We start from the raw sequence: 25,203 nt of genomic DNA on the forward strand, positions 1-25,203 counted from the left end.
TCGCCCGCCCTGCCCGGAAAGGCCGTCCTCCGATGCGAGTGTCCGCACCGCTGTCTTCCGGTCAGCAGCGCCTTTGGACCGTCTCCCAGCTGGATGGGGCCGGCTCGGCCTACAACGAGACCATGGCCTTCACCCTGCGGGGCCCCCTGGACCGCGAAGCGCTGCAGCGGGCCTTCGACGCTCTCGCCGATCGGCACGAAGCGCTGCGGACCCGGATCGTCGTCGAGGACGGGCGGCCCGTGCAAATCGTCGAACCCGCCGGTCACGGGTTTCCCTGCGTCATCACCGAACGGCCGGACGAGGTGGCCGGGCCGAGCGAGCCGTTCGACCTCTCGCGTGCTCCGCTGGCCCGGGCCCAACTGCTCGTCGAGTCCGACGAACGACACGTCCTGGTGATCACCGTCCACCACGTCGTCTTCGACGGGTGGTCCCGCACGCTTCTGCTGCGCGAGCTGGGGCTCCTCTACGGCGCGACGACCGCTCTGCCGCCTGCGCGGCCGTACCGCGAGCACGCCCAAGCGCAGCAGGACTGGCTGGCCGGTGACGGCCCGGCGCCGCACGAGGCGTACTGGCGGGAGCGGCTCGACGGCGTGACTCCCGTGCTGGAGCTGCCCGCCGACCGGCCGCGTCCGGCGCGGCAGGACTTCCGCGGTGCGCAGGTGCCCGTCGCGCTCGGGCCGGAGCTCACCGCGCGAGTGAAAGCCGTCGCGCGCGAGCACGGGGTCACGCTCTACTCCACCATCCTGACCTGTTGGTTCATCTTGCTTTCCCGGCTTTCCGCGCAGGATGACATCGTTGTCGGCGTGCCGACCGCGAACCGCGGGGCCGGCGGTGAACACCCCGACACGCTCGGGTTCTTCGTCAACACCCTCGCCGTGCGCGCCGAGCTGGGCGGCGCACCCACCGGGGCCGCCCTGCTCAAGCAGGTCCGCGCGTCCCTGCGGGGCGCGATCGACCACGTCGAGCTGCCGTTCGAACGGGTCGTCGAGCTGGTGAACCCGCCGCGCAGCCCGGCGCACACCCCGCTGTTCCAGACGATGTTCGCCTGGGTGCCGACCCTGCACGACGTCCTCGAGCTGCCGGGTGTCGCGGCCGAGCCGCTCGACGTCGAGCACGCCCCCGCGAAGTTCGACCTCGCGCTCGGCCTCGCCGACGAGCACGACGACGTCCTCGGGCACCTCGACTACGCCGTCGCCCTCTTCGACCGCGGCACCGCCGAGCGGTACGTCCGGTACCTCGTGCGGCTGCTCGACCAGCTGGCCGCCCGCCCCGAAGCCGACGTCACGGACTACGAGCTGCTCGACGACGCCGAGCGCCGCGAAATCCTCACCGCCTGGAGCACCGGCCCCGAGCCGCGCCGGCGGCCCGGTGGCCTCGTCGAGCGGTTCACCGCCCACGCCGACGCCACCCCGGACGCTCCCGCGCTCGTCTGCGACGACCGGACCCTCAGCTACGGCGAGCTGGACCGCCGCGCCACGAGGCTGGCGAACGGCCTGCGCCGCCGGGGTGCCAAGCCGGGCGAGGTCGTCGCCATCCGGAGCGGGCGGTCGGCCGATCTGGTGGTTTCCGTGCTGGGCGTGCTGAAAACCGGCGCCGCCTACCTCCCGCTCGACCCGGCCCAGCCCGCGGCGCGGCAGGCGGCGATGATCGAGGACGCGCGCCCGGTCCTGGTGCTCGACGACGTGAAAACCGTGTCGGGCGACGAGATCCGGAGACCGGTCGCCACCGACCCCCGCGAAACGGCGTACGTCATCTACACCTCCGGCTCGACGGGACGGCCGAAGGGCGTCGCCGTGACCCACCACAGCGTCCTCGCCCTGTTCGACCAGTGGCTCGACCGCTTCGGCGCGACACCCGGCGAGGCGACGTCGGCGTGGTCGAGCATCGGCTTCGACGCCTCCGTGCACGAACTCCTGCTTCCCTTGACGACCGGGGCCGTGCTGCACGTCGTGCCCGAGGACGTCCGACCCGATCCCGCGGCGCTGATGGCGTGGCTGCGGGAACACCAAGTGGTGCAGGCGTTCCTGCCCCCGGCCTACGTCCGCTGGATCGACGAAGACCCAAAGCGGGTGGCCGGGCTCGCGCTGCGGCAGGTCCTCACCGGCGTCGAACCACTACCGGAAGCCGCACTCGCCCGGTTCGCCGCCGCCTTGCCCGGCCTGCGGATCTGCTTCGGCTACGGACCGACCGAGGCCACCCTGTACGCCACCGCGCACTTGGATCCGCAGCCGCTCGACCGCCCGGCCCCGATCGGGCGCCCACTGCCCGGATCACGGCTGTACCTGCTGGACGAGCGCTTGCGCCCGGTGCCGCCGGGCGTGGCCGGTGAAGTGTTCCTGGCCGGTGACTGCTTGGCACGCGGCTACCTGCACCGGCCGGACCTGACCGCCGAGCGGTTCGTGGCGGATCCGTTCGTGCCGGGCGAGCGCATGTACCGCACCGGTGACCTGGCGCGCTGGCTCCCCGGCGGCGAAGCCGAGTACGCCGGCCGCCGCGACGACCAGATCAAGCTGCGCGGCTTCCGCATCGAACCCGGCGAGGTGACGGCCGCGCTGCTGGCCGTCCCCGGCGTCCGGGAGGCCGCGGTGCTCGTGGACCGCGAAGGCGAACCCCGGCTCGTCGCCGGGATCGCGGGCGAAAGCCGGACTCCGCACGAGTGGCGGGCCGCGCTGGCCGACCGGCTGCCGGACTACATGATCCCGTCGGTGTTCGCCGAGTTCGAGCGGCTGCCGCTGAGCCGCAGCGGCAAGCTCGACCGCGACGCCGTGCTGGCGCACGCCCGCGCGAGCGCGCCCGCCGCCGTCAACACCGCCGCCCCGCGCGACCACGTCGAGCTGGCCCTGCTGCGGATCTGGCGGGACCTGCTGCTGCACCCCGCGATCGGCGTCTCCGACGACTTCTTCGACGTCGGCGGCACGTCGATCTCGGCGATCAAGCTGGCGCACGCGATCGGCGCCGAGTTCGGCCGCGAGCTGCCGATCCGCGACGTCATCGTGCACCCGACCATCGAAGCCCAAGCCGCGCTGCTGCGCGCGGACCGCCCGGCGGGCGGCGGCAGTCTCATCGAGTTCCGCCGCGGCGCCGGGCAGGCCCGCGTCGTCTGCGTGCACCCGGCGGGCGGCACGGCGTTCTGCTACCTGCCGCTCAGCGCCCTGCTGCCCGAGGACGCCGGCGTGCTCGGCATCCAGTCCCCCGGGCTCGATCCCGGCGAGGAGCCGCTGCCGAGCGTCGAGGCGATGGCCGAGGAGTACCTGCGGCTCGTCGACCCGAAACCCGGTGAAGCCTTGGTCCTTTGTGGACTCTCCTACGGCGGCCTCGTCGCCTACGAGATGGGGCGGCGGCTGGCCGAAAAGCAGCAGGTCAGCGTGGTCCTGCTCGACACGGCGGCCACCGACGACCCGGCCGCGAAGGCCGCGATCGAGCCCGTTCCGGCCGCCGAGTTCCGCGAGAAGCTGGTGCGGTTCAACGGGATGTACCCCGGGATCGAGGACGCGCAGATCGAGCGCTACCACCGCACGTACAACCACAACCGGCTGACCGCGCGCGAACACGACCCGGGCGAGTCGGCGGCCCGGGTGGTGTTCGTCCAGGCCGTCGGCGAGGACCCGGTACCCGGCACGGTGGAGTTCTGGCGCCGCCGCGCCCGCGGCGAGTTCGAGGTGGTCCCCGCGGACTGCGGGCACTGGGACATGCTGGAAAGCGACGCGCTGCCGCTGGTCGCGAAGCTCATCTCGGCCGAACTGGCGGCCCGATGACGTCGATCGCCGGCCGGATCCACGACCGGGCCCTGCGGCACCCGGACGCCCTCGCCGTGTCCGACGGCGACCGCAGCCTGACCTACGCCGAGCTGAACGCGGGAGCCGCCGCCGTCGCGGAAGCGTTGTCGCGCAACGGAGTCCGCCCGGGTGACGCGGTCGCCGTCGGCTTGCCGCGCTCGCTGGAGCTGATCCAGGCCATGCTGGGCGTGCTGCGCCTCGGCGGCCAGGTCGTGCCGCTGGACCGCCAGAGCCCGCCCGCGCGCCGCGAAGTCATCCTCGCCGATGCCGGTGCGGTCGCGGTGATCGAAGACGAGCTGCCCGAGGCAGCACCGGCCGAAGTGGGGACCCCGGCGCAGCCCGCGCCGGCGTCCTTCCTCTTCTACACCTCCGGCACGACGGGACGGCCCAAGGGCGTCGAGGTCCGCGACGCGGGTGTCCTGCGACTCGCCGAACCCGGCTGGCTCGACCACGGCACGCGGTTCGCCTGCCTGGCCAACCCCGCGTTCGACGCGATCAGCTTCGAGGTGTGGGTGCCGCTGCTGACCGGCGGCACGTGCGTGATCCTCGACGACGACACGGTCCGCGACCCGCGGGCGTTCGCCGACGCGCTGGTCCGGGACCGCGTCGACACGATGTTCGTGACCGCGACGCTGTTCAACGCGGTCGCCGAAACCGTGCCGGGCAGCTTCGCCACCGTGCGCCGGGTCGTCATCGGCGGCGAGCAGCTCAACGCCCCGCTGATCCGCCGCTGGTACCGGGACAACCCGGACTCGCCGACGCGGCTCCAGAACGGCTACGGCCCGACCGAAACGACGACGTTCGCGCTCAGCTACGCCATTCCGCGCGGCTTCGACGCCGAGGTCGTGCCGATCGGCCGTCCGCTGCCGGGCACCGGCGCGGTCGCGGTGACGCCGGACGAGCGCGTGGCGGCCGAAGGCGAGGTCGCCGAGCTGTACCTGTCCGGCGCCGGGGTCGCCCTCGGCTACCGCGGCCTGCCCGCGGAGACCGGGCAGAAGTTCGTCCGGCTGCCGTGGCTGGACGAGGGCCGCGCCCGCTACTACCGCACCGGCGACCTGGTCCGCGTGCTGCCGGGCGGGCGTTACGCCTACGCCGGGCGCACCGACCGGCAGGTGAAGGTCCGCGGCTTCCGGATCGAACCGGGCGAACTGGAACAGCGGCTTCTGGGCCACCCCGAGATCCGGCAGGCGCACGTGGCCGTGCGCCGCGCGGCCACCGCCGAACTGCTCGCCTTCGTCGTCACCGGCGAGCTGTCCTTCGACGCCTTCGAAGCGCACCTGGCCGAGACCGTGCCGTCGTACATGCGCCCGCACCACGTGTTCCGCGTCGGCGAGCTGCCCCGCAACGCCAACGGCAAGGTCGACGAAGCCGCGCTCCTGAACGGCGGTTTCCCGGCGTGGCGGCCGGACGGCGGTGGCGACGCGACGGCGTGGGAGCGCGAAGTCCTGGCCGTCGTCACGCAGACCCTCCACGTGCCGGACCTCCGTCCCGGCGACACGTGGCTGCGGTCCGGTGGCGACTCGCTCAAGGCGCTGCGACTGCGGTTCGCGCTCCGGGAACGCTGGGGTGCGGACCTGGCGCCTTCGGTCGTGCAGCGCGGGACCTTCGCCGACCTCGCCGCGGCCGTCTCGGCGGCGGGCCAGGCGGCCTACCCCGAGCCGGGCGCGCCGACCACCGCGGCGACCGCGCCGGCCACCAGCGAACAGCAGCGGCTTTGGCTGCTGCAGCAACGAAATCCCGCGTCCACGGCGTACCACGTGCCGCTCGCGTTCGAAGTCACCGGTGACCCGGACCTCGAGGCGCTGCGGCGGGACGTGCGGGGCCTGGTCGAGCGGCATCCGGCGTTGCGCACGGCGTTCGAGGCCACCCCCGACGGCCTCCGGCAGGTGAAGAAAGCCGCGTACGACCCGTGGACCGAGCCGGGCGAGGACTTCTTCACGGCGCCGTTCGACCTGGCCTCAGGCCGGCTGCTGCGGGCCGCCTGGCGGCCGGACGGCACGTTCCTGCTGTGCCTGCACCACATCGCGGTCGACGGCTGGTCGCTCAACGTCCTGTTCCGGGAGCTGTCCGGCGCGCCACCCCGACCGGACGCGCACACGCCGTTCGACTTCGCCGCCTGGCAAGCCCGCTGGTTCGCCTCGCCCGGCTACCGCGCCCAGCTGACCGGACGCGCCGACGACGCCGAGCCGCTCGGCGAAGCGTCGCTGGCCGGGCGGCTGCACACGACCCGCATCGACCGCGAGCGCGTCGACGAATGGGCCGCCGAGCTGGGCCTGACGCGGTTCCAGCTCCTGCTCGGCGTGTTCGCCTGGAGCCTCTACGCGGTGACCGGGCGAACGCGGCCGCGGATCGCCGCTCCCGTCGCGAACCGGCCGGTGCGGAAATTCGAAGACGGCGTCGGAATGTTCGCCAACACCGTGCGGGTGCCCCTCACGGTGGACCCGGACGAAGACCTGGACCGCCAGCTCCGCCGGCTCGGCGAGGCATCGGGCGCGGCACTGGATGACCAAGACGTCGCCTTCGCCGACCTGGACCCGGGTTACGCGGCCTTCGACTACCTGTTCGTCCTGGAGAACACCGAGTTCGAGGCGCTGCGGCGGCCCGGCTGCTCGATCAGTCCACAGTGGATCGAAGCGGCCGAGGCGAAGTGCGCGCTCACGCTGTCGGTCGTGGAACGCACCGACGGCTTCGACTGCCTGTGGGAGTACGGCGAAGGCCACTTCACCGAAGCCGAGGCGGCCACCCTCGGCGAGGTCTTCGACCGCGCCCTGCACGGTGACGCCCGGACTCCGGACCACCGTGACCACGGCCGCGGCATCGAAGCCGGACTGACGTGGGAGACCGTCGCGGACGGCTTCGCGCGGCAGGTCGCCCGGACACCGGACGCCCCGGCGCTGACCGGCGAAACCACCCTGACCTACGCGGAACTGGACGCGCACGCGGCCCGGCTCGCGGCCACCCTGCCCGGCGACGCCACCGGCATCGCGCTGTACTTCCGGCCGTCGGCCGAGCACGTCGTCGCGCTGCTCGCCCTCGCGCGGCTGAACATCACGGCCGTGCCGCTGGATCCCGCGTACCCGCCGGCGTTGCTGCGCGACATGCTCGACCGGGCCCGGCCACGCTGTGTCCTGCTCGCGCCGGGTGAGACCTTCGAAACCGACGTCGAACAGCGGGTCGTGACGCTGACCGGCGGCCCGGTGCCCGACGTCCCCGCCCGGCACGCCGGACGGCCGCTCTACACGCTGTTCACCTCGGGCTCGACCGGCGTCCCCAAGGGCGTGCGCGTCCCGGACCGCACGCTGGCGAACCTGCTGCAGTGGCAGGACCTGCCGCCCGCGGCGACCCAGCAGTTCTCGATGCTGTCGTTCGACGTGTCGTTCCAGGAAATCTTCACCACGCTCTGCGGCGGCGGCCGGCTGCACCTGGTCCGGCCGGAGTGGCGCCACGACGTCCCGGCGCTGCTGGCGCAGCTGGAAACCGCCGGGATCGAACGGATCTTCCTGCCCTACGTCGCCCTGCAGCTGCTCGCCGAGCACGGCGTCCGGCTCGGGGAGTACCCGTCGCGGCTGCGGGACGTGGTCACCGCCGGCGAGCAGCTGGTGTGCACGCCGGCGATCCGCCGCTGGTTCGCCGGACTGCCCGGCGCGCGCCTGCACAACCACTACGGCCCGACCGAAACGCACGTCGTCAGCGCGCTGACGCTCGACGGCGATCCGGCGGGCTGGCCCGAGCGGCCCGCGATCGGCCGTCCGGTGGCGAACGCGGTGCTGCGCGTCGCCGGCGCGTCGGGTGCGCCGTTGCCACCGGGACAGGTGGGCGAGCTGCTCATCGGCGGTCTCGCGGCCAACCGCTGCTACCTCGGGGACGCGGCGCCGGAGAAGTTCGCCGAGCTGCCCGAGCTGTACTACCGCAGCGGCGACCTCGCGCACTTCGACCGCGCCGGCTTGCTGCACTTCGACGGCCGGGCGGACCGGCAGGTGAAGCTCAGCGGGCACCGCCTCGAGCTCGGGCAGGTCGAAGCCGCGCTGCTGCGGCACCCCGACGTCGTCAACGCGGTGGTCACCGCCGAAGCCGGCCGGCTGACCGCGGTCCTGGAATGCCGCCGGACGCCGACCGCTTCGGAACTGGCGGAGTTCGTGAAGCCGTTGCTGCCGCCGCACGCGCGGGTCGACCGCTTCCGCGTCGTCGACGCCCTGCCGCGCACGCCCAGCGGCAAGCTCGACCGGGACGCCGCCGCGGGCACGCCGGGAGCGGATCTGCACCGGACGCCGGTGCCGCCGTCGAGCGAGCTGGCCGCGTTGTTCGCCGAGGTGACCGGGGTGCCGATCGGGCCCGACGAGACGTTCTTCGCCGCGGGCGCCACCAGTCTCTCGCTGATGCGGTTCCACCTGCGCTGCGCCGAAGCGGGGTACCGCTTCACCGCGGCCGACCTGTTCGAGCACGTCACCCTCCGGGACCTGACCCGGCACGTCGAAGCCGGCACGGCCGCGACCCGGACCTCCTCCGAAGCCGTGACCGGCGAGCCGGTGGCGGTCATCGGCATGGCGGTGCGGCTGCCCGGCGCACCGGACCTGGCCGCGTTCTGGGACCTGGTCGTGTCGGGCCGCCGGGGCATCGAGGAGTTCCCGGCCGCCGACGGCCTGGTCGGCGCGCGCAGCATCCTGGCCGGGCCGCTGGCGTTCGCCCCGGAGCACTTCGGCATCAGCCACCGCGACGCGGCGCTGATGGACCCGCAGCAACGGCAGCTGCTGATGGCGTGCGTCGAAGCCCTTTCCCACGCCGGGATCGCCCGGCCGGAGCGGACCGGGCTCATCGCGGGCTGCGGCGAGAACACCTACTTCCAGCAGCTGCTGCGGGAGGCCGACCCGGCCGCGCTGCCGGACGGCTTCCAGCTCGCCCTGCACCACGAGAAGGACTTCCTGGCCACCAAGGTCGCCTACCACCTCGACCTGACCGGCCCGGCGCTGACGACCCAGACGGCGTGTTCGAGTTCGCTGGCCGCCGTCCACCTCGCCGCCGGGATGCTGCGCGGTGGTGAGGCGGACGTGATGCTGGCGGGCGGAGTGCTCGTCGACACGACCTTGGCCGACGGCTACCGGTACCGGCCGCAGCACATCTTTTCCGCGGACGGCCACTGCCGCCCGTTCAGCGACGACGCGGACGGCACGGTCGGCGCGAGCGGCGTCGGCGTCGTGGTGCTGAAGCCGCTTTCGGCGGCGCGCCGGGACGGGGACACGGTGTACGCCGTGCTCACGGGTTCGGCGCTGACCAACGACGGCGCGGTGAAGCAGAGCTACAGCGCGCCGTCCCCGGCCGGGCAGCGGGAGGCGATCCGGGCCGCGTTGCGGCGGGCCGGGCGCTCCGGCGCCGACGTCGGGTACGTCGAGACGCACGGCACGGGCACGCGGCTCGGCGACCCGATCGAGGTCGCGGCCCTGCGCGAAGCCATGCCCGAGGCGTCGGCGTGCGCGTTGTCGTCGGTGAAGAGCCAGCTCGGTCACCTGGGCGCGGCCGCCGGGGTGGTGGGCCTGATCCGCGCGACCCTGGCCGTGCACCACGGCGTGCTCCCGCCGACGGTGGACTTCCGGGCGCCCAACCCGGCGCTGGACCTGGGTCCGTTCCGGGTGCCGACCCAGGCCGAGCCGTGGCCGGTGGGACCCCGGGTGGCCGGGGTGAGCAGCTTCGGCATCGGCGGCACCAACGTCCACGTCGTCCTGGAGTCCGCTCGCACGCCGTCGCCCGAGCGCCCGGAACCCGTGCGGTGCTTGGTGCTTTCGGCGCGCAGCGCCACGGCGTTGCGGATCGACGCGTCCCGGGTGGCCGACTACCTGTCCGCCCACCCGGAGTCCTATGTGGACGTCCTGCGGCACCTGCAGTCCCGTCCCGCGGGCCGCTGGCGCCTGGCCGCGGCCTGCGAAGACGCGTCCACGGCCGCCACCTGGCTGCGCACGGCCGAACCCCAAGAGGTCCCGGACGCCGCACTTTCACGTGAAAGTGCGGCGTCCGAGGCGGAGCTTTCACGTGAAAGTGGCGCTTCCGAGGTGGCGCGGGGGTGGTTGAGCGGCGGCGACGTCGACTGGGGGCACGCGGTCGCGCCCGCGCCGTGGGACTTCCCGCCGCCCGCCTTCGCCGCCCGGGACTTCGACTTCCCGCGGCCGGCCGCCGTCACGCGGCTGCCCGAAGCCGAATGGCTGCGGCAACCGACCTGGATCCGCCTGCGCCGGACGGCGAAAGCGGCCCGGACCGACCGCGTCCTCGTCATCTCCGGCGAGGGCCCGTCGGCCGCACTCGACGCCGTTTACTCCCGCGTCGTCCGGGTCCGCGCTGCCGAGCGCTTCGCCCGCCTCGGTCCCGACGCGTTCGAAGCCGACCTCGCCGACACCGCCTCCCTCCGCCAGGTCCTCGACGCCCTGCCCGGCATCGGCGTCGACTGGCTCCACACCCTGCCCCTCGGCATCACCGGCCCCCTCGGCGCATCGTCGGTGCGCCAAGCGAAGTGGGCCTGCCTCGACACCCCGGCCGCACTCCTGCGCGCGGCCCACGACCGTCCACTCAGGACGTGGTGGGTCTCCGCCGGCGCCGTGCCCGCGAACACCGCCGTCACCCGCCCCGAGGCCGGGCTGCTCGCCGGGGTGAGCGCCGTCGGCCCGCAGGAGAGCGGGATCCCCGGGCACTGGGTCGACCTCCCCACCCCGGATCTGGACCCGCTGGCCGACCTCCTCACCGGGCCGACCCCGCCCCCGCGGGTCGCGCTGCGGGCCGGGTTCTGGTGGACGCCGGACGACGCCCCCGTCCAGGCCGGCGAGCCCCTCGCGACCGACGGCACCCACCTCGTCCTCGGCGGCACCGGCGGCATCGGCACCGCCGTCGCCGAAGAACTGCTGTCCCGCACCACCGGCCGGGTCATCCTGCTGGCGCGCCACCCCCGCCTGCCCGCGGCGCTCGAACCGTGGGCGGACCGCGTCGACCTGCTCGCCGCCGACCTCACGACCGTCACCGCCGACGAGATCCCCGGTCCCCTGGCCGGGATCGTGCACGCGGCCGGGACCCCGGACGGCGGCCTGATCGCCACCCGCGGCGAGGGCACGCAAGCCGTCAAGCTCGCCGGCGCGCTGCTCACCGAACAGCTCGCCGCCCGCGACGAGCCCGCCTACGTCGTCTACTGCTCGTCGCTGTCGGCCCGGTTCGGCGGGGTCGGCCAGCTGGACTACGCCGCCGCCAACGGCTTCCTCGACGCGCTCGCCCACCGCGACGGCCCGACGGCCCGCCTCTCGATCGCCTGGGACGTCTGGCGTGACACCGGCATGGCCGTCACCGCGCTGGAAACCGACGCCCGCCACCAAGCACACCTGACGGTCGGCATGAGCGCTGAGGAAGGCCGCCGCACCTTCGCCCGTGCGCTGGACGCCGGCCTGCCCCACCTGCTGGTCGCGACGACCGGCCTCGAGCACGCGCGCACGTTCCACGAACGCGAAACCACGCCGGTCACGACGAACCCGGCCGGGGACGCCGAAGCGGAGCTGACCGAGGAAGTACGCGCGCTGCTGGGCGTGGCCGAGCTGGCCCCGGACGTCCCGCTGTACGACCTGGGTGCCGATTCCCTGACGCTGCTGGAAGTCGTCGACTCGGCGAAACGCCTTTTCGGCGTCGACCTCGACCTCGCCTGGCTCGGCCCGGAAGTGACGATGGCCGGGTTGCTGGCGAAGCTCACCGAGGCGGGCGAACGCGGCGAAGTCGTCGTCCAGGTCTGGCGGGAAGGAGCGGGCCGGGAAGTGGTGTGCCTCGTGCACCCGGTCGGCGGGGACGTGCACGCCTACCGCCCGCTCGTCGAGGCCCTGGACCCCGCGCTCGGCGTCTGCGTGATCGCCGACCCGGCGCTGGGCCTGCCGGAACCACCCGGGTGGTCCGTCGCGGACCGCGCCCGCCGCTACTACGCGGCCCTGCGCGCGAAAGTGCCGCACCGGACGCTGCGGCTCGCCGGGTGGTCGTTCGGCGCCTGGGTCGCGGCCGGCATGGCCGCCGAGGCCGAGTCGGCCGGGCAGCCGGTCCGGGCCCTGCACCTCATCGACCCGCCGGCGCCCGGCGCGAGCGCCGCGGACTACAGCGACGTCCAGCTGGAAGCGGTGTTCGAACGCGAGCTGGGCGCTTCCGGCGGCGCCGCGGGCGAGCACGCCCAGCGGCTCGCCCGCGCGTGCCGCGCCAACCTGCGCAGCATGACCGGGCACCGGCTGCCGCGGCTGAGCGCGACCCCCAGCCACGTCTGGCTCGCGGCCGAACCCGAACCCGGCCTGCCGGTGGCCGGCCGCGACGGCTGGCGCGCCCTGCTGCCCGAGCCGAGCCACTGGCGCGAACTGCCCGCCACCCACTACGGCGTCGTGCGCCCGCCGCACGTCACCGCCGTAGCCACGGCCATCGGACTGTGAGACCCACAGGAGGAAGGAAACCATGGAGCAGTACGAACTCGAAGCCGTCAAGCGGATCACCACGCGGCCGGCGCGCGACTACCGGACGCTGGCGGTGCGTGGCCTGACCCCGGTCATCGGCGCCGAGGTCACCGGCCTCGACCTGACCCGCGAGCTGACCGAAGCGCAGCTGACCGAGCTGAAGACGGCGTTCCTGGACCACCACGTGCTGGTGTTCCGCGACCAGGACATCACGCCGGACGACCACCAGCGCCTGGCCGCGCACTTCGGCGAGCTGCGCCCGGTGAACCCGCCGCCCGAGCACGGCAACCCGTACATCCTCGAGGTCGCGACCGCCCCCGAGGCGGCCACCGTGTTCGGCAACGGCTGGCACGCCGACGGCACCGCCGACGAGGAGCCGTCGCTGGGCTCGATGCTGCACATCACGGAGCTGCCCGAGCCGGGCAGCGGCGGCGACACGCTGTTCGCGAACATGCACCTCGCGTACGACATGCTTTCGCCGAAGCTGAAGGAACTCCTGGCCGGGCTGACCGCGATCCACGACGGCGCGCACGCCTTCCGCGGCCACAAGATCCCCGACGGCTACGAGCCCCCGGTCAGCGAGCACCCCGTCGTCGTGCGGCACCCGGAGACCGACCGGCCGCTGCTGTACGTCAACCCGGCCTACACCTCGCGGATCCCGCAGCTGTCGGGCGACGAGAGCCAGGCCGTGCTCGACCTGCTGTTCTCGGTCGTGCCGAACCGGCCGATGCTGGCCTGCCGGGTGCGCTGGGAGCCGAACACGCTGGTGTTCTGGGACAACCGCTGCGTTCAGCACCACGCGACGTACGACTACTACCCCTACACCCGTTTCGGGAACCGCGTCGCGATCAACGGCGGCCCGCTGAAAGGCTGACATGTCGTCCGAACCTGTGGTGGACGTCCGCGATCCGGCCGTCCTCGGCGACCCGATGGGCGGGTACGACCGCGTCCTCGCCGAGTCGCCGGTCTGCTGGGCGCGGCTGCCCGGCGGCGAAGAAGGCTGGCTCGTCACCGGCAGCGCCGAGGTCCGGGCCGTGCTGTCCGATCCGGCCGTGCGCAACGATCCCACCGGCCTGCCGGGACCGGGCGCGCAGGCGCAGGAGGAGATGTTCCTCGCGCTGGGCACACCCCCGGAGCACCTGCCGTACCTGCGCGCGAGCCTGCTGAGCCTCGACGGCGCCGAGCACACGCGGCTGCGGCGCGGCATCAGCCACGCGTTCGGCGCGGCCCGCGTCGAAACGCTGCGCCCGCGAGTGCAGGAGATCGTCGACGGGCTGCTCGACGGCCTCGGCCCCGCGCCCGTGGACCTGCTCGAGGAGTACGCCTACCCGCTGGCCATGGCCGTGGTCTGCGAACTGGTCGGGGTGCCCGAAGCGGACTGGAAGGACTGGTACCGCTGGGGAAAGGTCCTGGTCGAGGGCGACCCGGCGCGGATCACGCCGACGCTGGGCGAAATGTTCGCTTACTGCCATGCGCTCGTCGACCAGCGGCGGGCCGAGCCGCGCGCGGACCTGCTCAGCGAGGTCGTCGCCCAGGACGGCCTCACCGACGTCGACATCGTGGCGCTCGTGGTGTTCCTGGTGCTCGCCGGGCACGAAACCATGGCGCACATGCTGTCCAACGCGGCGCTCGCGCTGATGCGCGACCCCGCCCAGCGGGAGCTGCTGCGCGCGGAGCCGTCGCTGTGGCCCGCCGCGGTGCGCGAACTGGTCCGCACCGACGGCCCGGTGCAGCTGGCGCGGCTGCGGTACGCCGCTACCGACCTCGAAGTGGGTGGCGTGAAGATCAAGGCGGGCGACGCGGTGCAGGCGGTGCTCGGGGCCGCCAACCGCGATCCGGCCCAGTTCGGCTGCCCGCACCACGCCGACGTGCGCCGGCAGGCCGAGCACGGCGGGCGTGAGGGCAGCGTCGGATTCGGCTGGGGACCGCACTTCTGCCTCGGCGTCGCACTGGCGAAGGTCGAAGCCGAGATCGCGCTGCGGAGCCTGTTCGACCGCTTTCCCGCGGTGACACCGGTCACCGAACCGGCGTGGGTGCCGCTGCCCCGCGGGCGGCACCGCGTCGCACTGGAGGTGAAGCTGCGATGAGCGCACCCGCTCCCGACGTCTCGATCATCCTGCCCTGCGCCGGGCTCGGCACGCGGTTCGGCGCGCCCTACGCGAAGGAGCTGCACTGCCTGGCCCCCGGGGTCACCGTGCTCGACCGCAGCCTGGAGACCGTGGTCGAACTGGCCAAGAGCGGGGTGGCCGTGCGGGTGGTCGTCGTGTTCGGCCCGCACAAGCTGGACACGGTGAAGTACCTGGCCCGCTACGCCGGAACCCTCCAGCTGGTCTTCGTCTACCAGGACAGCGACACCGAACCCGGGCTCGACGGCGCGATCCGCTGCGCCTTGCCGATGACGCGGGGACCGGTCGCGCTCGTCCTTCCCGACATCGTCGTCAGCAGCGTGGGCAGCCTGCGGGAAGCCTTGCGGCTGACGGACGCGGCGGGCTGGGGCGTGGTGGCCGCGAAGGAGCGGGATCCCGCTGTCCTGAAGCAGATGGGTGCCCTCGCCGTGGACGGCGAGGACGGCGTCGTGACCGTCGAGGCCGCCGCGGAGAAGCCGGTCGATCCGGTGGGCTTCAACGCGCTCTGGGGCATCGTGGCGGTCACCGAGGACCAGGCCCACCGGCTGCCGGACGTGGCGCGGCGGGACGCGGACAGCCCGCTGACCGGCGCGCGGGCCCTGCTGGTCGAGCAGATCGTCAACTACAACACCACCGAAGGGTGAGCATGCTCGACGACGTGATGACGGCGCTCGGCACCGTCCTCCCCCGGCTGGCCGCGGTGACCGGCACCCCCGGAGTGGCCGTCGCGGTGGCGACGAGCACCGAGCTGCGGACGGCCGCGACCGGGTTCGCCGACCTGGCCGCGCGCACGCCGATGACCGCCGAGACCGTCGCGCCGGCGGGTTCGCTCACCAAACCCGTCACGGGGCTGGCGTTCATGCAGCTGGCCGAGTCCGGAGCGGTCGGGCTGGACACGCCGGTCGACGCCGTGCTGCCCGCCGGACTGCGCGGTCCGGACGCGGCACCGGTCACCACCGCCATGCTGGCCGCGCACCAGGGCGGCTACTACAGCGACATCGTCACCGCCGTGGCGCCGTCCGCGCCGGCCGAGCCGATCCTCGACTACGTCCGGCGGCGGCACGAGACCGGCCGCGCCGTCGAGTACGGCGGGGTGCTGCCGCTGACGACGGAACCCGGGCCCTACACGTACTCCAGCTTCGGGGTCGGGGTGCTCGGTGGCGTGGTCGAGCACGTGACCGGCGAGCCGTACGGCAACCGCGTCCACCGGGAAGTGTTCGAGCCGGCCGGGATGAGCGGCACGAGCATCGACGGCACGGGTGGAGCGACCGGGTACATGGCGTTCGGCGACTGGTGCGTGCCGAGCCCGCCGCTGCGGACGTCGGCCTACCCCGGCGTCGGGATGCACACCAGCGCGGCGGACTTCGCGCGGCTGCTGCAGTCCTTGCTGCGCACCGCCCGCGGCGACCGCGGCCTGGTCGGGCCGGACACGCTCGCGGCGATGGTGACCCCGCGGGTCGAGCGCCCGAGCCCGCACGGCGTCCGCTCCTTCTCCGGCCTGACGCTCGAACTCGCCGATCCGGACCTGGGCGAGGACTGGTGGTGGGGCCACACCGCGGCGTTCCCGTGGGGGTTCTGGTGGGAGGCGCGGGTCTGGCCGCACCACGACCTGGCCGCGGTCGCGGTCGGCAACCGGTGGGACATGGCCCGGTTCCACAACCCCGCCACCCGCAGCGCCCCGGGCCTGGCCGTGGACTGGGCGGGCCGCTGGGCGCGGTCCGGCGCGCCCGCGAAACTCCCGGACATGGACGGCGGCCCCCGGTGGACGGGTCCCCGGCCCACCCCGGAAAGCTCGCGCTGGATGGGAGTGCTGGTGGGGGAACGCACCCATGGCCTGCTCGGCGTACCCGACCCGCTGCCGGTCCCGGCGCTGACCGGCGGCGCGCGTTCCCTCGGCGACGGGGACGCGTCCGGCTGGGACCCGGACGCCTTCGAGCGCGGAGTGGCGCAGGCGCGGGCGGTGGCCCCGGATCCGGCCGCGCTCGGCGTGCTCGGCCGGGAGCTCGGACCGGCCGCGGCGTTGTGGATGCTGGAGTGCGGGGCGTCGAGCGCGGACGTCACGATGCCGGTCGGTTTCTACGCACGAGCGGCCCGGTGAGGCGGATGCGGGTACTGCTCTCGACGTACGGGACCCGTGGTGACGTCGAACCGTTGGTGGCCCTCGCGTTGGCGCTGCGCGCCCTCGGTGCCGAGGTTCGGATGTGCACCCCGCCGGACGAGGAGTTCGCGAACCGCCTGACCGGCTTGGGGATCGAAGCGGTGCCGGTGGGCCCGCCGATCCGGGCGCTGATGGCCGGCACGGCCCCACCGTCGGCGGCGGAGCTGGCCCGGTACCGCGCCGAGCTGGTCGACGCGCAGTTCGCCGCGCTCCCCACCGCGGCCGCCGGCTGCGACGCGCTGGTCGTGGCCGGCCTGGCGCAGGTCGCGGCGAGGTCAGTGGCCGAGGCCGCGGGCATCCCCTACGTGTTCGTGACCTACTCGGCGGTCAACCTGCCCTCGCCGCACCACGCGCCGCCCCCGCGGGCGGGCTGGCCGGAAGGGGAGCACGCGGACAACGCGACCCGGTGGAAGTTCGACGCCGAACTGGTCGACGCGCAGTTCCGCGAGTCGCTCAACGGCCACCGCACGGCACTCGGCCTGCCCCCGGTGACCGCGGTGCGCGACCACGTGTACTCGGCCCGGCCGTGGCTGGCCGCGGACCCGGTCCTGGGTCCGTGGCCGCCCGGCCCGGGCCTCGAAGTGGTCCAGACCGGCGTGTGGACCACAGTGGACGACCGCCCGCTGCCCGCGGACCTGGCGGAGTTCCTGGCCGCGGGCGCACCACCGGTGTACGTGGGCTTCGGCAGCATCACGCCGTCGCCCGGCATCGCCCGCTGGGCCGTCGAAACCAGCCGCGCCCGCGGCTACCGCGTCCTCGTCTCGCGCGGCTGGGCGGACCTGGACCTGGTCGAAGGTCAAGAAGACTGCTTCGCCGTCGGCGACGTGAACCACCAGCGCCTGTTCCCCGAACTGGCGGCGGTGATCCACCACGGCGGCGCGGGCACCGTGCAGACAGCGGCCAAGGCGGGCGTCCCGCAGGTGGTCGTCCCGATGCCGGTGGCGGACACCCCGTACTGGGCCGCCCAAGTGGCAGTGAGCCGGGTAGGCGCGGCCCTCGACGGCCGGACGGCAACGAAGGAGTCCCTGACGGCGGCGTTCGAGACGGCGCTGGCCCCGGAAACCCGCGAGCGGGCGAAGGCACTGGGAGCGAAGATCCGCACGGACGGCGCAACGGTGGCGGCCCGCCTGCTGCTCGACGAACTCCGCGGCCGGTAAGCGCGACGCCGGCCGGCACTCGCCGACGCTTCCCGGCGGGCCACGTCGAGTACGGGGCGACGGGCGAGCCACAATGGCTGCCGACGTACCGGTGCGGCACCCGCTTCGGGCGAGGCCACCTGATCGCGGGCGGCACTTGCACCTGGGGAAGACCGTGTGCCGAACGCGGAAGGGCCCCGCACCGAGGTGGTGCGGGGCCCTTCCGATGTCGCCAGGGGTGTTACTTCTTCTTGGCGGCGGAGGTGCGCTTGGCCGGAGCCTTGGCGGCGGCGGGCTTCTTCGCCGCAGCGGCCGGCTTGGCGGCGGCCGGCTTGGCGGCGGCCGGCTTGGCGGCGGCCGGCTTGGCGGCGGCCGGCTTGGCGGCGGCCTTGGCGCGGGTGGTGGTCGCCTTCGCGGCGGTGGTGGCCTTGGCCGCGGTGGTCTTCGCCGCGGTCTTCGGGGCCGCCTTGGTCGCGGTGGTGGCGGCCTTGGCGGCCGGCTTCGCCGCGGTGGCGCGGGTCCGCGTGGTGGTCGCGCGCGTGGTGGTGGCCGGCTTCGCGGCGGCCGCCCGCGTGGTGCGGGCGGTGGCGGCCTTGGCCGGCGCGGCCGCGGCGGCGGTCTTCGCAGCCGTCGCGCGGGCCGGGGTGGCGCGCTTCACCGGGGTGGCCTTCGGCAGCTTCTTGGCGCCGCCGATGACCTCCTTGAACGTCGTGCCGGCGCGGAAGGCGGGCACGTTGGTCTTCTTCACCTTCACGGCCTCGCCGGTGCGCGGGTTGCGCGCGGTCCGAGCGGCGCGAGCGCGCTTCTCGAACACACCGAAGCCGGTGATGTTGACCTTCTCGCCCTTATTGACCGTCCGGATGATGATGTCGACCAGACCGTCGACGGCCTGCGCCGCGACCTTCTTGTCGTCGCCCAGGCGCTCCGACAGCGCCTCGATCAGCTGGGCCTTGTTCGTCATTCCCGTCCTCCAAAGTGGAACTCGCCACGGCCCATGACGGCCGACGTCACACAGAGTATTACCCATCCCGCCTAAAATCCAAATGAGGGTCACCCCGAACTCTCTTGTGTCGTCGAGGAAACAACGGCGCCACGACCGCCACGAAGTCCCCCACGTGCCAAGAAGACCCGCTTGACCTGCGCATACGTCGCCTGGTCCACTAAGGACACAGACGACTGTGTCGCTCACCTGTTCGATGCACGGGCCGGGAAACCCCGTCGGCCCAACGAGTACCGGCACCCGGACGGCCCCCGCGGGGCGGCACCGGTGCCCGCCGGCCGGAGACCGGTCCCCACGCACCCGGACCGCACACCGCGGGAAACAACCTTCTTCTTCGCCGGGCTACCGTCCACCGCGCGTGTGATCACCGCAATTCACGAAGACAATCGGACGATTTCGTCGTACGCTGTTTCCGGCTTTTTCCCCGGACGTCCTCCGGGAGGCGGGTTCGCCGCACCGATCAGGTATCCCGCTGGTCAAAGACTTTTCGGCCACTTTTCGCCGGGTACTGTCCGAAGTGGGCAGACGTTCTGCCCGGCACCCGGACACCCCGATGTTCTCCGGTTGCCGCAGCCAGAAAGGAACCAGATCAATCATGTCCACCTTGCGGCGATTCGCCGTTGCGGGCGCGTTCGCGCTGCCTGTTTCCCTGCTCGCGGTCCCGGCCTCGGCGAGCACGTCCGACACCCCGTGGAGCGCCGAAACCTCCTCGAGCTACGCCGGGATCGGCGGGGCGGGCACGACCGACACCGACGAGGGCGCCACTCGCTGGGGCTACTGGTCCGAAGAAGACACGGTGGTGGCCGGGATCGGCGGTGCCGCCGTCATCCACAGCGAACAGTCCGACGCGGACGACGACTACGGACATCCGGACTGGAGCGGTGACGACGACCACGCGGCCGTGACCCACGGGCGGCACCCCGCCGCCACCCGGCACCACGACCGGCACGTCACCCACGCGCGTCCGGCGGACCACGAAGCCAGCTACGTCGCCGAGGCGCAGACCGCCGACGTGACCGGCGCGGCGTCGTCGCACACCGAAAGCCACGCAGGCGACGACTACGCCACCTACGAGTCGGGCAACCACACCGCCGGTCCCGACGGTGCTTCGTCCGAAGGCGTCCACGCCGTGGCCGTGGACGACCACGCCGAGTACCACACCTGGTACGCCGCCGCCGACGAAGCGGGGGCGATCGTGCACTCGGTCTCGACCGTGGCCGACGCGTCGGACGACGCGTGGGGCGACGACGAAGACGAAGACTGATCATCCGACGGTGAAGCCGGCTCGGGCCGTGTGCCCGAGCCGGCTTCGTCACGAGCTCACCGACGGCGGAGAACGCGCTTCGCCTTGGTGACCAGGGTCCGCAACGCGGGGTGCGGCTCGAACCGACGTCGCCGCGGAGCATCGCCGGGTCCGGATTCCGCCGGCGGATCCTCGTGGACCGCCGTCTCGTCGTCGCGGCGGTCCGCGGACGGCGGGGTGGTTTCCGCCACCGGCACCGGCTCGGCGGTGACTTCCGCAGGAGCGGGGATCCGCCCCTGGATCGAACCCTCTTCGGAGCTCGCCGGCGGCACGGCAGCCGGCCGCGTGGTGACCGGCGGCGTGGTGACCGGCGCCCGCTGAGGCGGCCGGGCGAGCGGCGGCCGGGCGAGCATGCGAGGCGTGATCGCCGGTGTCATCAACGGCGTGTGCGCCGCGTCCGCGTTCGGCCGCGCCGGTTCCCGGGCCGCCGGGTAGCGCGCCAGCGGATCCTCCCGCGCGGGCTGCCCGCGGTAATGCCCGCGCAGCAACCCGCACAAGCCCAGCAGACCGAGCAGGCCGGCCAAACCCCACCACACCACCATGACTGTCCTCCGTTCCCCGTTCCCGGACCGGATAGCCCGCCGGCCGCGGCCCAACCCGCGCCGCACCCGAGTGAGTGACCGGCTCACCCGAGCTGCGGCACGTCACCCGGGAACGAGATCGGCAGTTCGTACAACCCGCGCGCCGTGCGAGCACCACCCAGCCAGCCGTGGAAGTAGATGTGCCCGTCCACGACGTCGGCGCCGCCCGGCGCGTCCACCTTGCCGCCGAGCAGCTCGGTCGTCAGGAACGGCGCGTCGGCCTTCACGAACGGGCCGGCCGCGGTGGGCGCCGACGCGTACGCCGTGTGGTACCCCGAGCTCTGAAAGGTGTCCGCGGAGTAGAACAGCAGGAACCGGCTCGCGGTCTTCACCACCGACGGCGCTTCGACGACCGCCTTCTCCAGGGTGAGGTCGGCGCGCAGCAGCTCGGTGCGCGGCCCGGCGAGCGTGCGGCCGTCGGCCTGCACCTTCTGCGCCCAGATCGCCGCGGGCGCGCCCGTGGCGCTGCCGTCGCTCTTGTAGAGCAGGTACCGGGTTCCGTCGGCGTCGATGAACGTCTGCGGATCGATGTCGCCGTGGTCTTCCGGTACGCACACCAGCGGCTGATCCCCGGCCGGGACGTACGGCCCGGCCGGCTTCGACGCCGTCGCGGCGCCGAGGCACATCTCCCCGTCCGCCGTGCGCGCGCCCGAGAAGTACAGGACGAACGTGCCGTCCGGCAGCTGGGTCACGTCCGGTGCCCAGAAACCGCCGTCCGGCTTGGCCCACGCGGGCACGGCACCCAGCGCGTCACCCGTGATGCGCCAAGGTCCCTCGGGCGCCGTCGCGGTCGCGACCGGGACGCGGCCCGAGCCGGTGCTCGTCGAAAACGCGAAATAGCCGTCCGGGGTCTTCACGACGTCCGGGTCGGGGAAGTCCTGTCCGATCAGCAACCGCGGCGCGCTGATCGCCGCCGTGGCGGGGCAAGCCGTGAAGGCGGCCAAGAGGACGATGACGGGAACGACCACGAGGCTCTTGATGCTCATAAGCGATCTTGGTTACAGCGCAACGGATTCGGCAACGGCAGCGGGGCGGGCTCACCGGGAAGCGTGGACTTGCCCGCGCGCCCGGATCGGGTGGATTCGGCAGGCAGCCCGGGGGTAGCCACCGGTCATGCACGGACCGAACGGTGCCCACCGCGCCGGCCACGCCGTCGGAGAAGCCGAAAGCGTGGCCGCGGACCAGGAACAACCCTTGGGGACACCCGGGAAGCCGCTCGACCGACGGTCGCCGTTCTTCACCGGGCTGGCCGCCGCGGCCGGGGTGGTCGTGACGGTCGCGGTCGTCGAGGTCGTGCTCGCGGCCTCCGATGTGCTGCTCCTGATCGGGATCGCGTTCTTCATCGCCGTCGGGCTGGAACCGGTGACCGCCCGGCTCACGCGCCGGATGCCCCGCGCGCTCGCCGCCGCCCTGGTCGTCACGACCGGGCTGGGCGTCCTCGCCGCGACCGTCGCCGGTGCCGCCGTTCCACTGTCCGAGCAGATCAAGCAGCTGAGCGGCGGCACACCGCGCTACCTGGCGCAGGTGCGCGATCCCGGCACACTGCTGGGCCGGGCGAACGAGGTGTTCGGGCTCGAAGCCGCTGTCCGCAGCATCCACGGCGCCGACGTGGCCCAGTCGGTCGCCGGCGTGCTCGGTGACGCCGTGATCGTCGTCGTGCTGAGCACGTACTTCGTCGCCGGCTTCCCGCGCATCCGCACGGCGCTCTACCGGCTGGCTCCCCGGTCGCGGCGTCCGCGGGTGATCCTCATCGGCGACGCCGTCTTCCACAAGGTCGGTGCCTACCTCGTCGGCAATGTCGTCGTGTCGCTGATCGCCGGCGCGCTGACCCTGCTCTGGCTCTGGGCGTACGGCGTGCCCTACCCGCTGGTGCTGGCGCTGCTCGTCGCCGTCCTCGACCTCGTCCCGGTCGCCGGTTCGCTGGTGGCCGGCATCGGGACGACCCTCGTCGCGCTGACGGTGTCGGTGCCCACCGGACTCGCCACCGCCGGCTTCTTCGTCGGCTACCGGGTGCTCGAGGACTACGTGCTGCTGCCGAAGATCGTCGGCCGGGCCGTGCGGATCCCGGCGGTCGTCACCGTCGTCGCGGTGCTGCTCGGGTTCACGCTGCTCGGCGTGGTGGGCGCCTTCGTCGCGGTGCCGGTCGCGGCGGCCGTGCTCCTGGTGGTGCGGGAGGTGGCGGTGCACCGGCTCGACCGGGCGTGAAGCCGCCGCGCGGGGACGATCGCGCGGCGGCTTCGAGCGGGACCGGTCAGTTGCCCTGAGCGGAGCCGCCGTCCGCGATGCCGCCGCCGGCGCAGTTGTACGGGGTCGCGCCTTCGGCCTCGTGCTCGCCCGGGGAGAGCACCGGGACGTCGATGCCCTGGGCCACGTCGCGGACCGGCACCTGCACGCCCAGCACGTTGACGTTGTTGTCGCAGACACCGCCGACCGCGTTCAGGTTGTGCAGGGCGTCGAAGTTCTGCACGTTGCCGAGGCCGATCTGGTCGCTGTGGTCGACCGGGTGGCCCGCGACGGTGATGCCGGTCGCCGACGCGGACCCGCCGAGCACCGCCATCCCGGCGGCGAGGGCGGTGGCGACGAAACCGAGCTGCTTGATCACTGAAGAACTCCTTCGAAAGACCCACCGGACCGTCCGGTGGGGGCGCGGGGGAAAGGGAACCGGGCCCGGCTTCGGTTCGCCGGGCCCGGGGAAGTCGGTTATCGTGCGATTCACGCCGGGTGGGACCGGCGCACTCTCTCCAGTTCGTGACCGGTCCCACCCGTGCCGGCATCGCCCGGCGTCGCGGCGTGCCCGGAACGCGGAACCGGAGTGTGCAGCTCGCTCCGTGTCCCGGGCACGCGTCACGACGTCGACGCGGATCGCCGGATTCCCGTGCCCGGCCGGCTTCCGCACACACAGCGGGCGGCCGAGGCACGGAAACTCAGTTGTCCTGGCTCGTGCCGCCGTCGACGACCGCGCCCGAAGCGCAGTTGTACGGCGACTCGCCGCTGGCCTCGTTCTCACCCGGCGACAGGATCGGCACGCCGATGCCGTTGAGCGAGTCGCGGATCGGCACCTGGACGCCGAGGACGTTCACGTCGTTGCCGCACAGGCCCGGCGTCACGTTGACGTTGTGGAGCACGTCGGTGTTGTTCAGGTTGAGCAGGCCGACCTGGCCCATGTGGTCGTAGCCGCCGTGGTGGTGACCGTGGTGGTGGCCGTCCGGGGTGTCGGCGGCGGCGATGCCGCCGGCCAGGAAAGCACCGGCGGCCACAGCGGCCGTCACGAAGCCGATCTTCTTCAGCATGGGGATTTCTCCTCGATGGACGATTGCGTCGGATGAGGCGGCAGTGGAAGTGTGTTCTCCGCCCCGTGTGGGGAAAACGTACTGACGCCCCGGCACCGTTTCCAGCGCGCGCCACCATCGTGTGGGTGCCGCAAGCCGCTGACCGGGCTTGGAGTGGTCCTAATGGGTTACGCGGGTTCTGTTCTCCCCCAACGACTTCCGTTCAATGGTCGGCGATCTCCGGTGATTCGGCCATGCGAATTCCGGGCACGCCAAAGAGCCCTGCGCCGTCACGGGGACGGCGCAGAGCTCCCTGAGCCGGTTTTCTCAGTCGGGCCAGGCCTCCGCTTCGGCGGTGAGTGCCGTGGTCACGTCGATCTCGCCCGACCGCACCCGCCACGCGAGCGTGCCGGGACGCGGCTCGACGAGGTGCCAGCCGGTGACGTCTTCGTCGGTGTAGCAAGGGTTTTCTTCGTCACCGATGCCGAGCGCGGCGAAGTACTGGCGCGCGGGCCAGGTCTCGGGCACCCAGGCCCTGGCCCAGCGCAGCACGATCCTGGCGAGGTCGTTGCGGGCGTCCGCCGGGTGGATCAGGCGGTCGCCGGCGGTGCAGACCAGGCGTGGCGAATAAGTCGCTCCCAACGGTGCGACGACGAATCGATCGGTCATTGCTCCCCCGGATCCACGGACGTGGACGGTTTTTCCGATGCTCGTGCGCGATTGCGCGAAAACGGGAGGAGCGGCCCTATGGCGGACGCGCGCGTCCTCCCCCGGCTGCTGCTTGAACCGGCCCTCAGCATACAAACGGCGCCCCCGCGGCGAAAAGCGGGTCGGGAACCGGAATCGGTCGCCCGTTCCCGTGACACCGGGCGTGAACCCGGCCGGCCCGGGTACGCGACCTGCGACCACCAGTCCGACCGGAAGGAAGAACCGAGATGAACCGGACCGCGAGGAACCTGCTCACCTGGTGTGCCGCGGCGGCCGCCATCGCCCTGACCGGCGCCACCCCGGCGTCGGCGGCACCGGCACCGCCGGTGCCGCACCAGGCCGGCAGTGACGTCCAGGACGTCCAGGACGACAACGACGACAACGGTTTGTGGGGTCTACTCGGCCTGGTGGGGTTGCTGGGCCTGGGCGGTCTGGTCCGGCGCGGACCCCAGACCGGTGCCATGGCGGGGTATCCCGCGGCGGGCGAACCCCCGCGCGCCGGCCGGCCGGAGTCCGATGCGCGGCCGCCGGTGAACACGTACCCGCCGGCCGCCCCGCGACGGAACCCGCCGGGCGCCTGAGCCCGCCGTCGGCTGCCCCGCACCTGCCTCCCCTTCTCCGCACGGAACGTCCCGGTGCTGCTCGGCACCGGGACGTTCCGCGTTTCCGTGATTTTCCGAACGGCGCCTTCGTGTCAGGTTC

16 protein-coding genes are annotated in these 25,203 nt (G+C 73.3%); 10 read left to right on the forward strand and 6 right to left on the reverse strand.

The window, feature by feature from the left end:
• The first annotated feature begins 32 nt into the window (after positions 1-32).
• From SD460_RS41370 to SD460_RS41400, 7 genes are read left to right on the forward strand one after another with little or no spacing between them, the layout of a single operon-like run.
• Positions 33-3,755, forward strand: a complete 3,723-nt coding sequence (locus SD460_RS41370) for a non-ribosomal peptide synthetase (protein ID WP_290057710.1) — start codon at positions 33-35, stop codon at positions 3,753-3,755.
• A complete protein-coding gene (locus SD460_RS41375) occupies positions 3,752-12,199 on the forward strand; it encodes a non-ribosomal peptide synthetase (protein ID WP_290057709.1) in 8,448 nt (2,815 codons plus the stop codon). The genes SD460_RS41370 and SD460_RS41375 overlap by 4 nt, the downstream gene beginning before the upstream one ends.
• Positions 12,200-12,221: 22 nt before the next feature.
• Complete coding sequence (locus SD460_RS41380; RefSeq protein WP_290057708.1) at positions 12,222-13,094, forward strand: TauD/TfdA dioxygenase family protein; 873 nt, start codon at positions 12,222-12,224, stop codon at positions 13,092-13,094.
• A 1-nt stretch (position 13,095) separates the two neighbouring features.
• Complete coding sequence (locus SD460_RS41385) at positions 13,096-14,307, forward strand: cytochrome P450 family protein (RefSeq protein WP_318307580.1); 1,212 nt, start codon at positions 13,096-13,098, stop codon at positions 14,305-14,307.
• On the forward strand, positions 14,304-14,990 hold the full coding sequence (locus tag SD460_RS41390; protein ID WP_290057706.1) for a glycosyltransferase family protein: 687 nt from the start codon (positions 14,304-14,306) through the stop codon (positions 14,988-14,990). Before SD460_RS41385 ends, SD460_RS41390 begins: the two co-directional genes overlap by 4 nt.
• A gap of 2 nt (positions 14,991-14,992) precedes the next feature.
• Positions 14,993-16,444, forward strand: coding sequence for a serine hydrolase domain-containing protein (locus SD460_RS41395; RefSeq protein WP_318307581.1), 1,452 nt, complete (start codon positions 14,993-14,995; stop codon positions 16,442-16,444).
• A gap of 5 nt (positions 16,445-16,449) precedes the next feature.
• A complete protein-coding gene (locus tag SD460_RS41400; RefSeq protein ID WP_290063065.1) occupies positions 16,450-17,661 on the forward strand; it encodes a glycosyltransferase in 1,212 nt (403 codons plus the stop codon).
• A gap of 220 nt (positions 17,662-17,881) precedes the next feature.
• Here the strand turns inward: SD460_RS41400 and SD460_RS41405 are convergent, their stop codons facing one another.
• Positions 17,882-18,601, reverse strand: a complete 720-nt coding sequence (locus SD460_RS41405; protein WP_318307582.1) for an HU family DNA-binding protein — start codon at positions 18,599-18,601, stop codon at positions 17,882-17,884.
• 634 nt (positions 18,602-19,235) lie between these two features.
• On the opposite strand from SD460_RS41405, the gene SD460_RS41410 reads away from it, so the two are divergent.
• Positions 19,236-19,904 carry a hypothetical protein gene (locus SD460_RS41410; protein WP_290061964.1) on the forward strand — a complete coding sequence of 223 codons (669 nt, stop codon included), beginning with the start codon at positions 19,236-19,238 and terminating at the stop codon, positions 19,902-19,904.
• A 56-nt stretch (positions 19,905-19,960) separates the two neighbouring features.
• On the opposite strand, the gene SD460_RS41415 is transcribed toward SD460_RS41410, so the two are convergent.
• Together SD460_RS41415 and SD460_RS41420 are read right to left on the reverse strand one after the other, a co-directional pair.
• Positions 19,961-20,485: a hypothetical protein gene (locus SD460_RS41415; RefSeq protein ID WP_290061963.1), complete on the reverse strand. Its 525-nt coding sequence runs from the start codon at positions 20,483-20,485 to the stop codon at positions 19,961-19,963.
• A gap of 83 nt (positions 20,486-20,568) precedes the next feature.
• Positions 20,569-21,510 (reverse strand): glycoside hydrolase family 43 protein, encoded by a 942-nt coding sequence (locus tag SD460_RS41420; protein WP_318307583.1) that lies wholly within the window; start codon positions 21,508-21,510, stop codon positions 20,569-20,571.
• Between the two features lie 127 nt (positions 21,511-21,637).
• On the opposite strand from SD460_RS41420, the gene SD460_RS41425 reads away from it, so the two are divergent.
• Entirely contained in the window at positions 21,638-22,729 is a 1,092-nt protein-coding gene (locus SD460_RS41425; protein ID WP_290061959.1) for an AI-2E family transporter, read from the forward strand.
• 46 nt (positions 22,730-22,775) lie between these two features.
• On the opposite strand, the gene SD460_RS41430 is transcribed toward SD460_RS41425, so the two are convergent.
• The 3 genes from SD460_RS41430 to SD460_RS41440 all read right to left on the reverse strand — a co-directional run bounded on the left by SD460_RS41430 (position 22,776) and on the right by SD460_RS41440 (position 24,462).
• The gene (locus SD460_RS41430; protein ID WP_290061957.1) at positions 22,776-23,126 is read right to left on the reverse strand and encodes a hypothetical protein; all 351 of its coding nucleotides are present in this window, start codon (positions 23,124-23,126) and stop codon (positions 22,776-22,778) included.
• A 322-nt stretch (positions 23,127-23,448) separates the two neighbouring features.
• A complete protein-coding gene (locus tag SD460_RS41435; RefSeq protein ID WP_290061956.1) occupies positions 23,449-23,814 on the reverse strand; it encodes a hypothetical protein in 366 nt (121 codons plus the stop codon).
• A 306-nt stretch (positions 23,815-24,120) separates the two neighbouring features.
• Positions 24,121-24,462, reverse strand: a complete 342-nt coding sequence (locus SD460_RS41440; protein ID WP_318307584.1) for a hypothetical protein — start codon at positions 24,460-24,462, stop codon at positions 24,121-24,123.
• Between the two features lie 266 nt (positions 24,463-24,728).
• Between SD460_RS41440 and SD460_RS41445 the strand changes: the two genes are divergently transcribed.
• Entirely contained in the window at positions 24,729-25,082 is a 354-nt protein-coding gene (locus tag SD460_RS41445) for a WGxxGxxG family protein (protein ID WP_318307585.1), read from the forward strand.
• The last annotated feature ends 121 nt before the right edge of the window (positions 25,083-25,203 follow it).

The sequence above is a fragment of the Amycolatopsis solani genome (genome assembly GCF_033441515.1).
Lineage (GTDB): Bacteria > Actinomycetota > Actinomycetes > Mycobacteriales > Pseudonocardiaceae > Amycolatopsis > Amycolatopsis solani.

Bases quoted from the DNA above. Each gene is read 5' to 3' on its own strand.
- SD460_RS41380 (WP_290057708.1), top strand. From the start codon at position 12,222: ATGGAGCAGTACGAACTCGAAGCCGTCAAGCGGATCACCACGCGGCCG.
- SD460_RS41435 (WP_290061956.1), bottom strand. From the start codon at position 23,814: ATGCTGAAGAAGATCGGCTTCGTGACGGCCGCTGTGGCCGCCGGTGCT.
- SD460_RS41375 (WP_290057709.1), top strand. From the start codon at position 3,752: ATGACGTCGATCGCCGGCCGGATCCACGACCGGGCCCTGCGGCACCCG.
- SD460_RS41420 (WP_318307583.1), bottom strand. From the start codon at position 21,510: ATGAGCATCAAGAGCCTCGTGGTCGTTCCCGTCATCGTCCTCTTGGCC.
- SD460_RS41370 (WP_290057710.1), top strand. From the start codon at position 33: ATGCGAGTGTCCGCACCGCTGTCTTCCGGTCAGCAGCGCCTTTGGACC.
- SD460_RS41440 (WP_318307584.1), bottom strand. From the start codon at position 24,462: ATGACCGATCGATTCGTCGTCGCACCGTTGGGAGCGACTTATTCGCCA.
- SD460_RS41400 (WP_290063065.1), top strand. From the start codon at position 16,450: ATGCGGGTACTGCTCTCGACGTACGGGACCCGTGGTGACGTCGAACCG.
- SD460_RS41390 (WP_290057706.1), top strand. From the start codon at position 14,304: ATGAGCGCACCCGCTCCCGACGTCTCGATCATCCTGCCCTGCGCCGGG.
- SD460_RS41405 (WP_318307582.1), bottom strand. From the start codon at position 18,601: ATGACGAACAAGGCCCAGCTGATCGAGGCGCTGTCGGAGCGCCTGGGC.
- SD460_RS41415 (WP_290061963.1), bottom strand. From the start codon at position 20,485: ATGGTGGTGTGGTGGGGTTTGGCCGGCCTGCTCGGTCTGCTGGGCTTG.
- SD460_RS41395 (WP_318307581.1), top strand. From the start codon at position 14,993: ATGCTCGACGACGTGATGACGGCGCTCGGCACCGTCCTCCCCCGGCTG.
- SD460_RS41445 (WP_318307585.1), top strand. From the start codon at position 24,729: ATGAACCGGACCGCGAGGAACCTGCTCACCTGGTGTGCCGCGGCGGCC.
- SD460_RS41385 (WP_318307580.1), top strand. From the start codon at position 13,096: ATGTCGTCCGAACCTGTGGTGGACGTCCGCGATCCGGCCGTCCTCGGC.
- SD460_RS41425 (WP_290061959.1), top strand. From the start codon at position 21,638: ATGCACGGACCGAACGGTGCCCACCGCGCCGGCCACGCCGTCGGAGAA.
- SD460_RS41410 (WP_290061964.1), top strand. From the start codon at position 19,236: ATGTCCACCTTGCGGCGATTCGCCGTTGCGGGCGCGTTCGCGCTGCCT.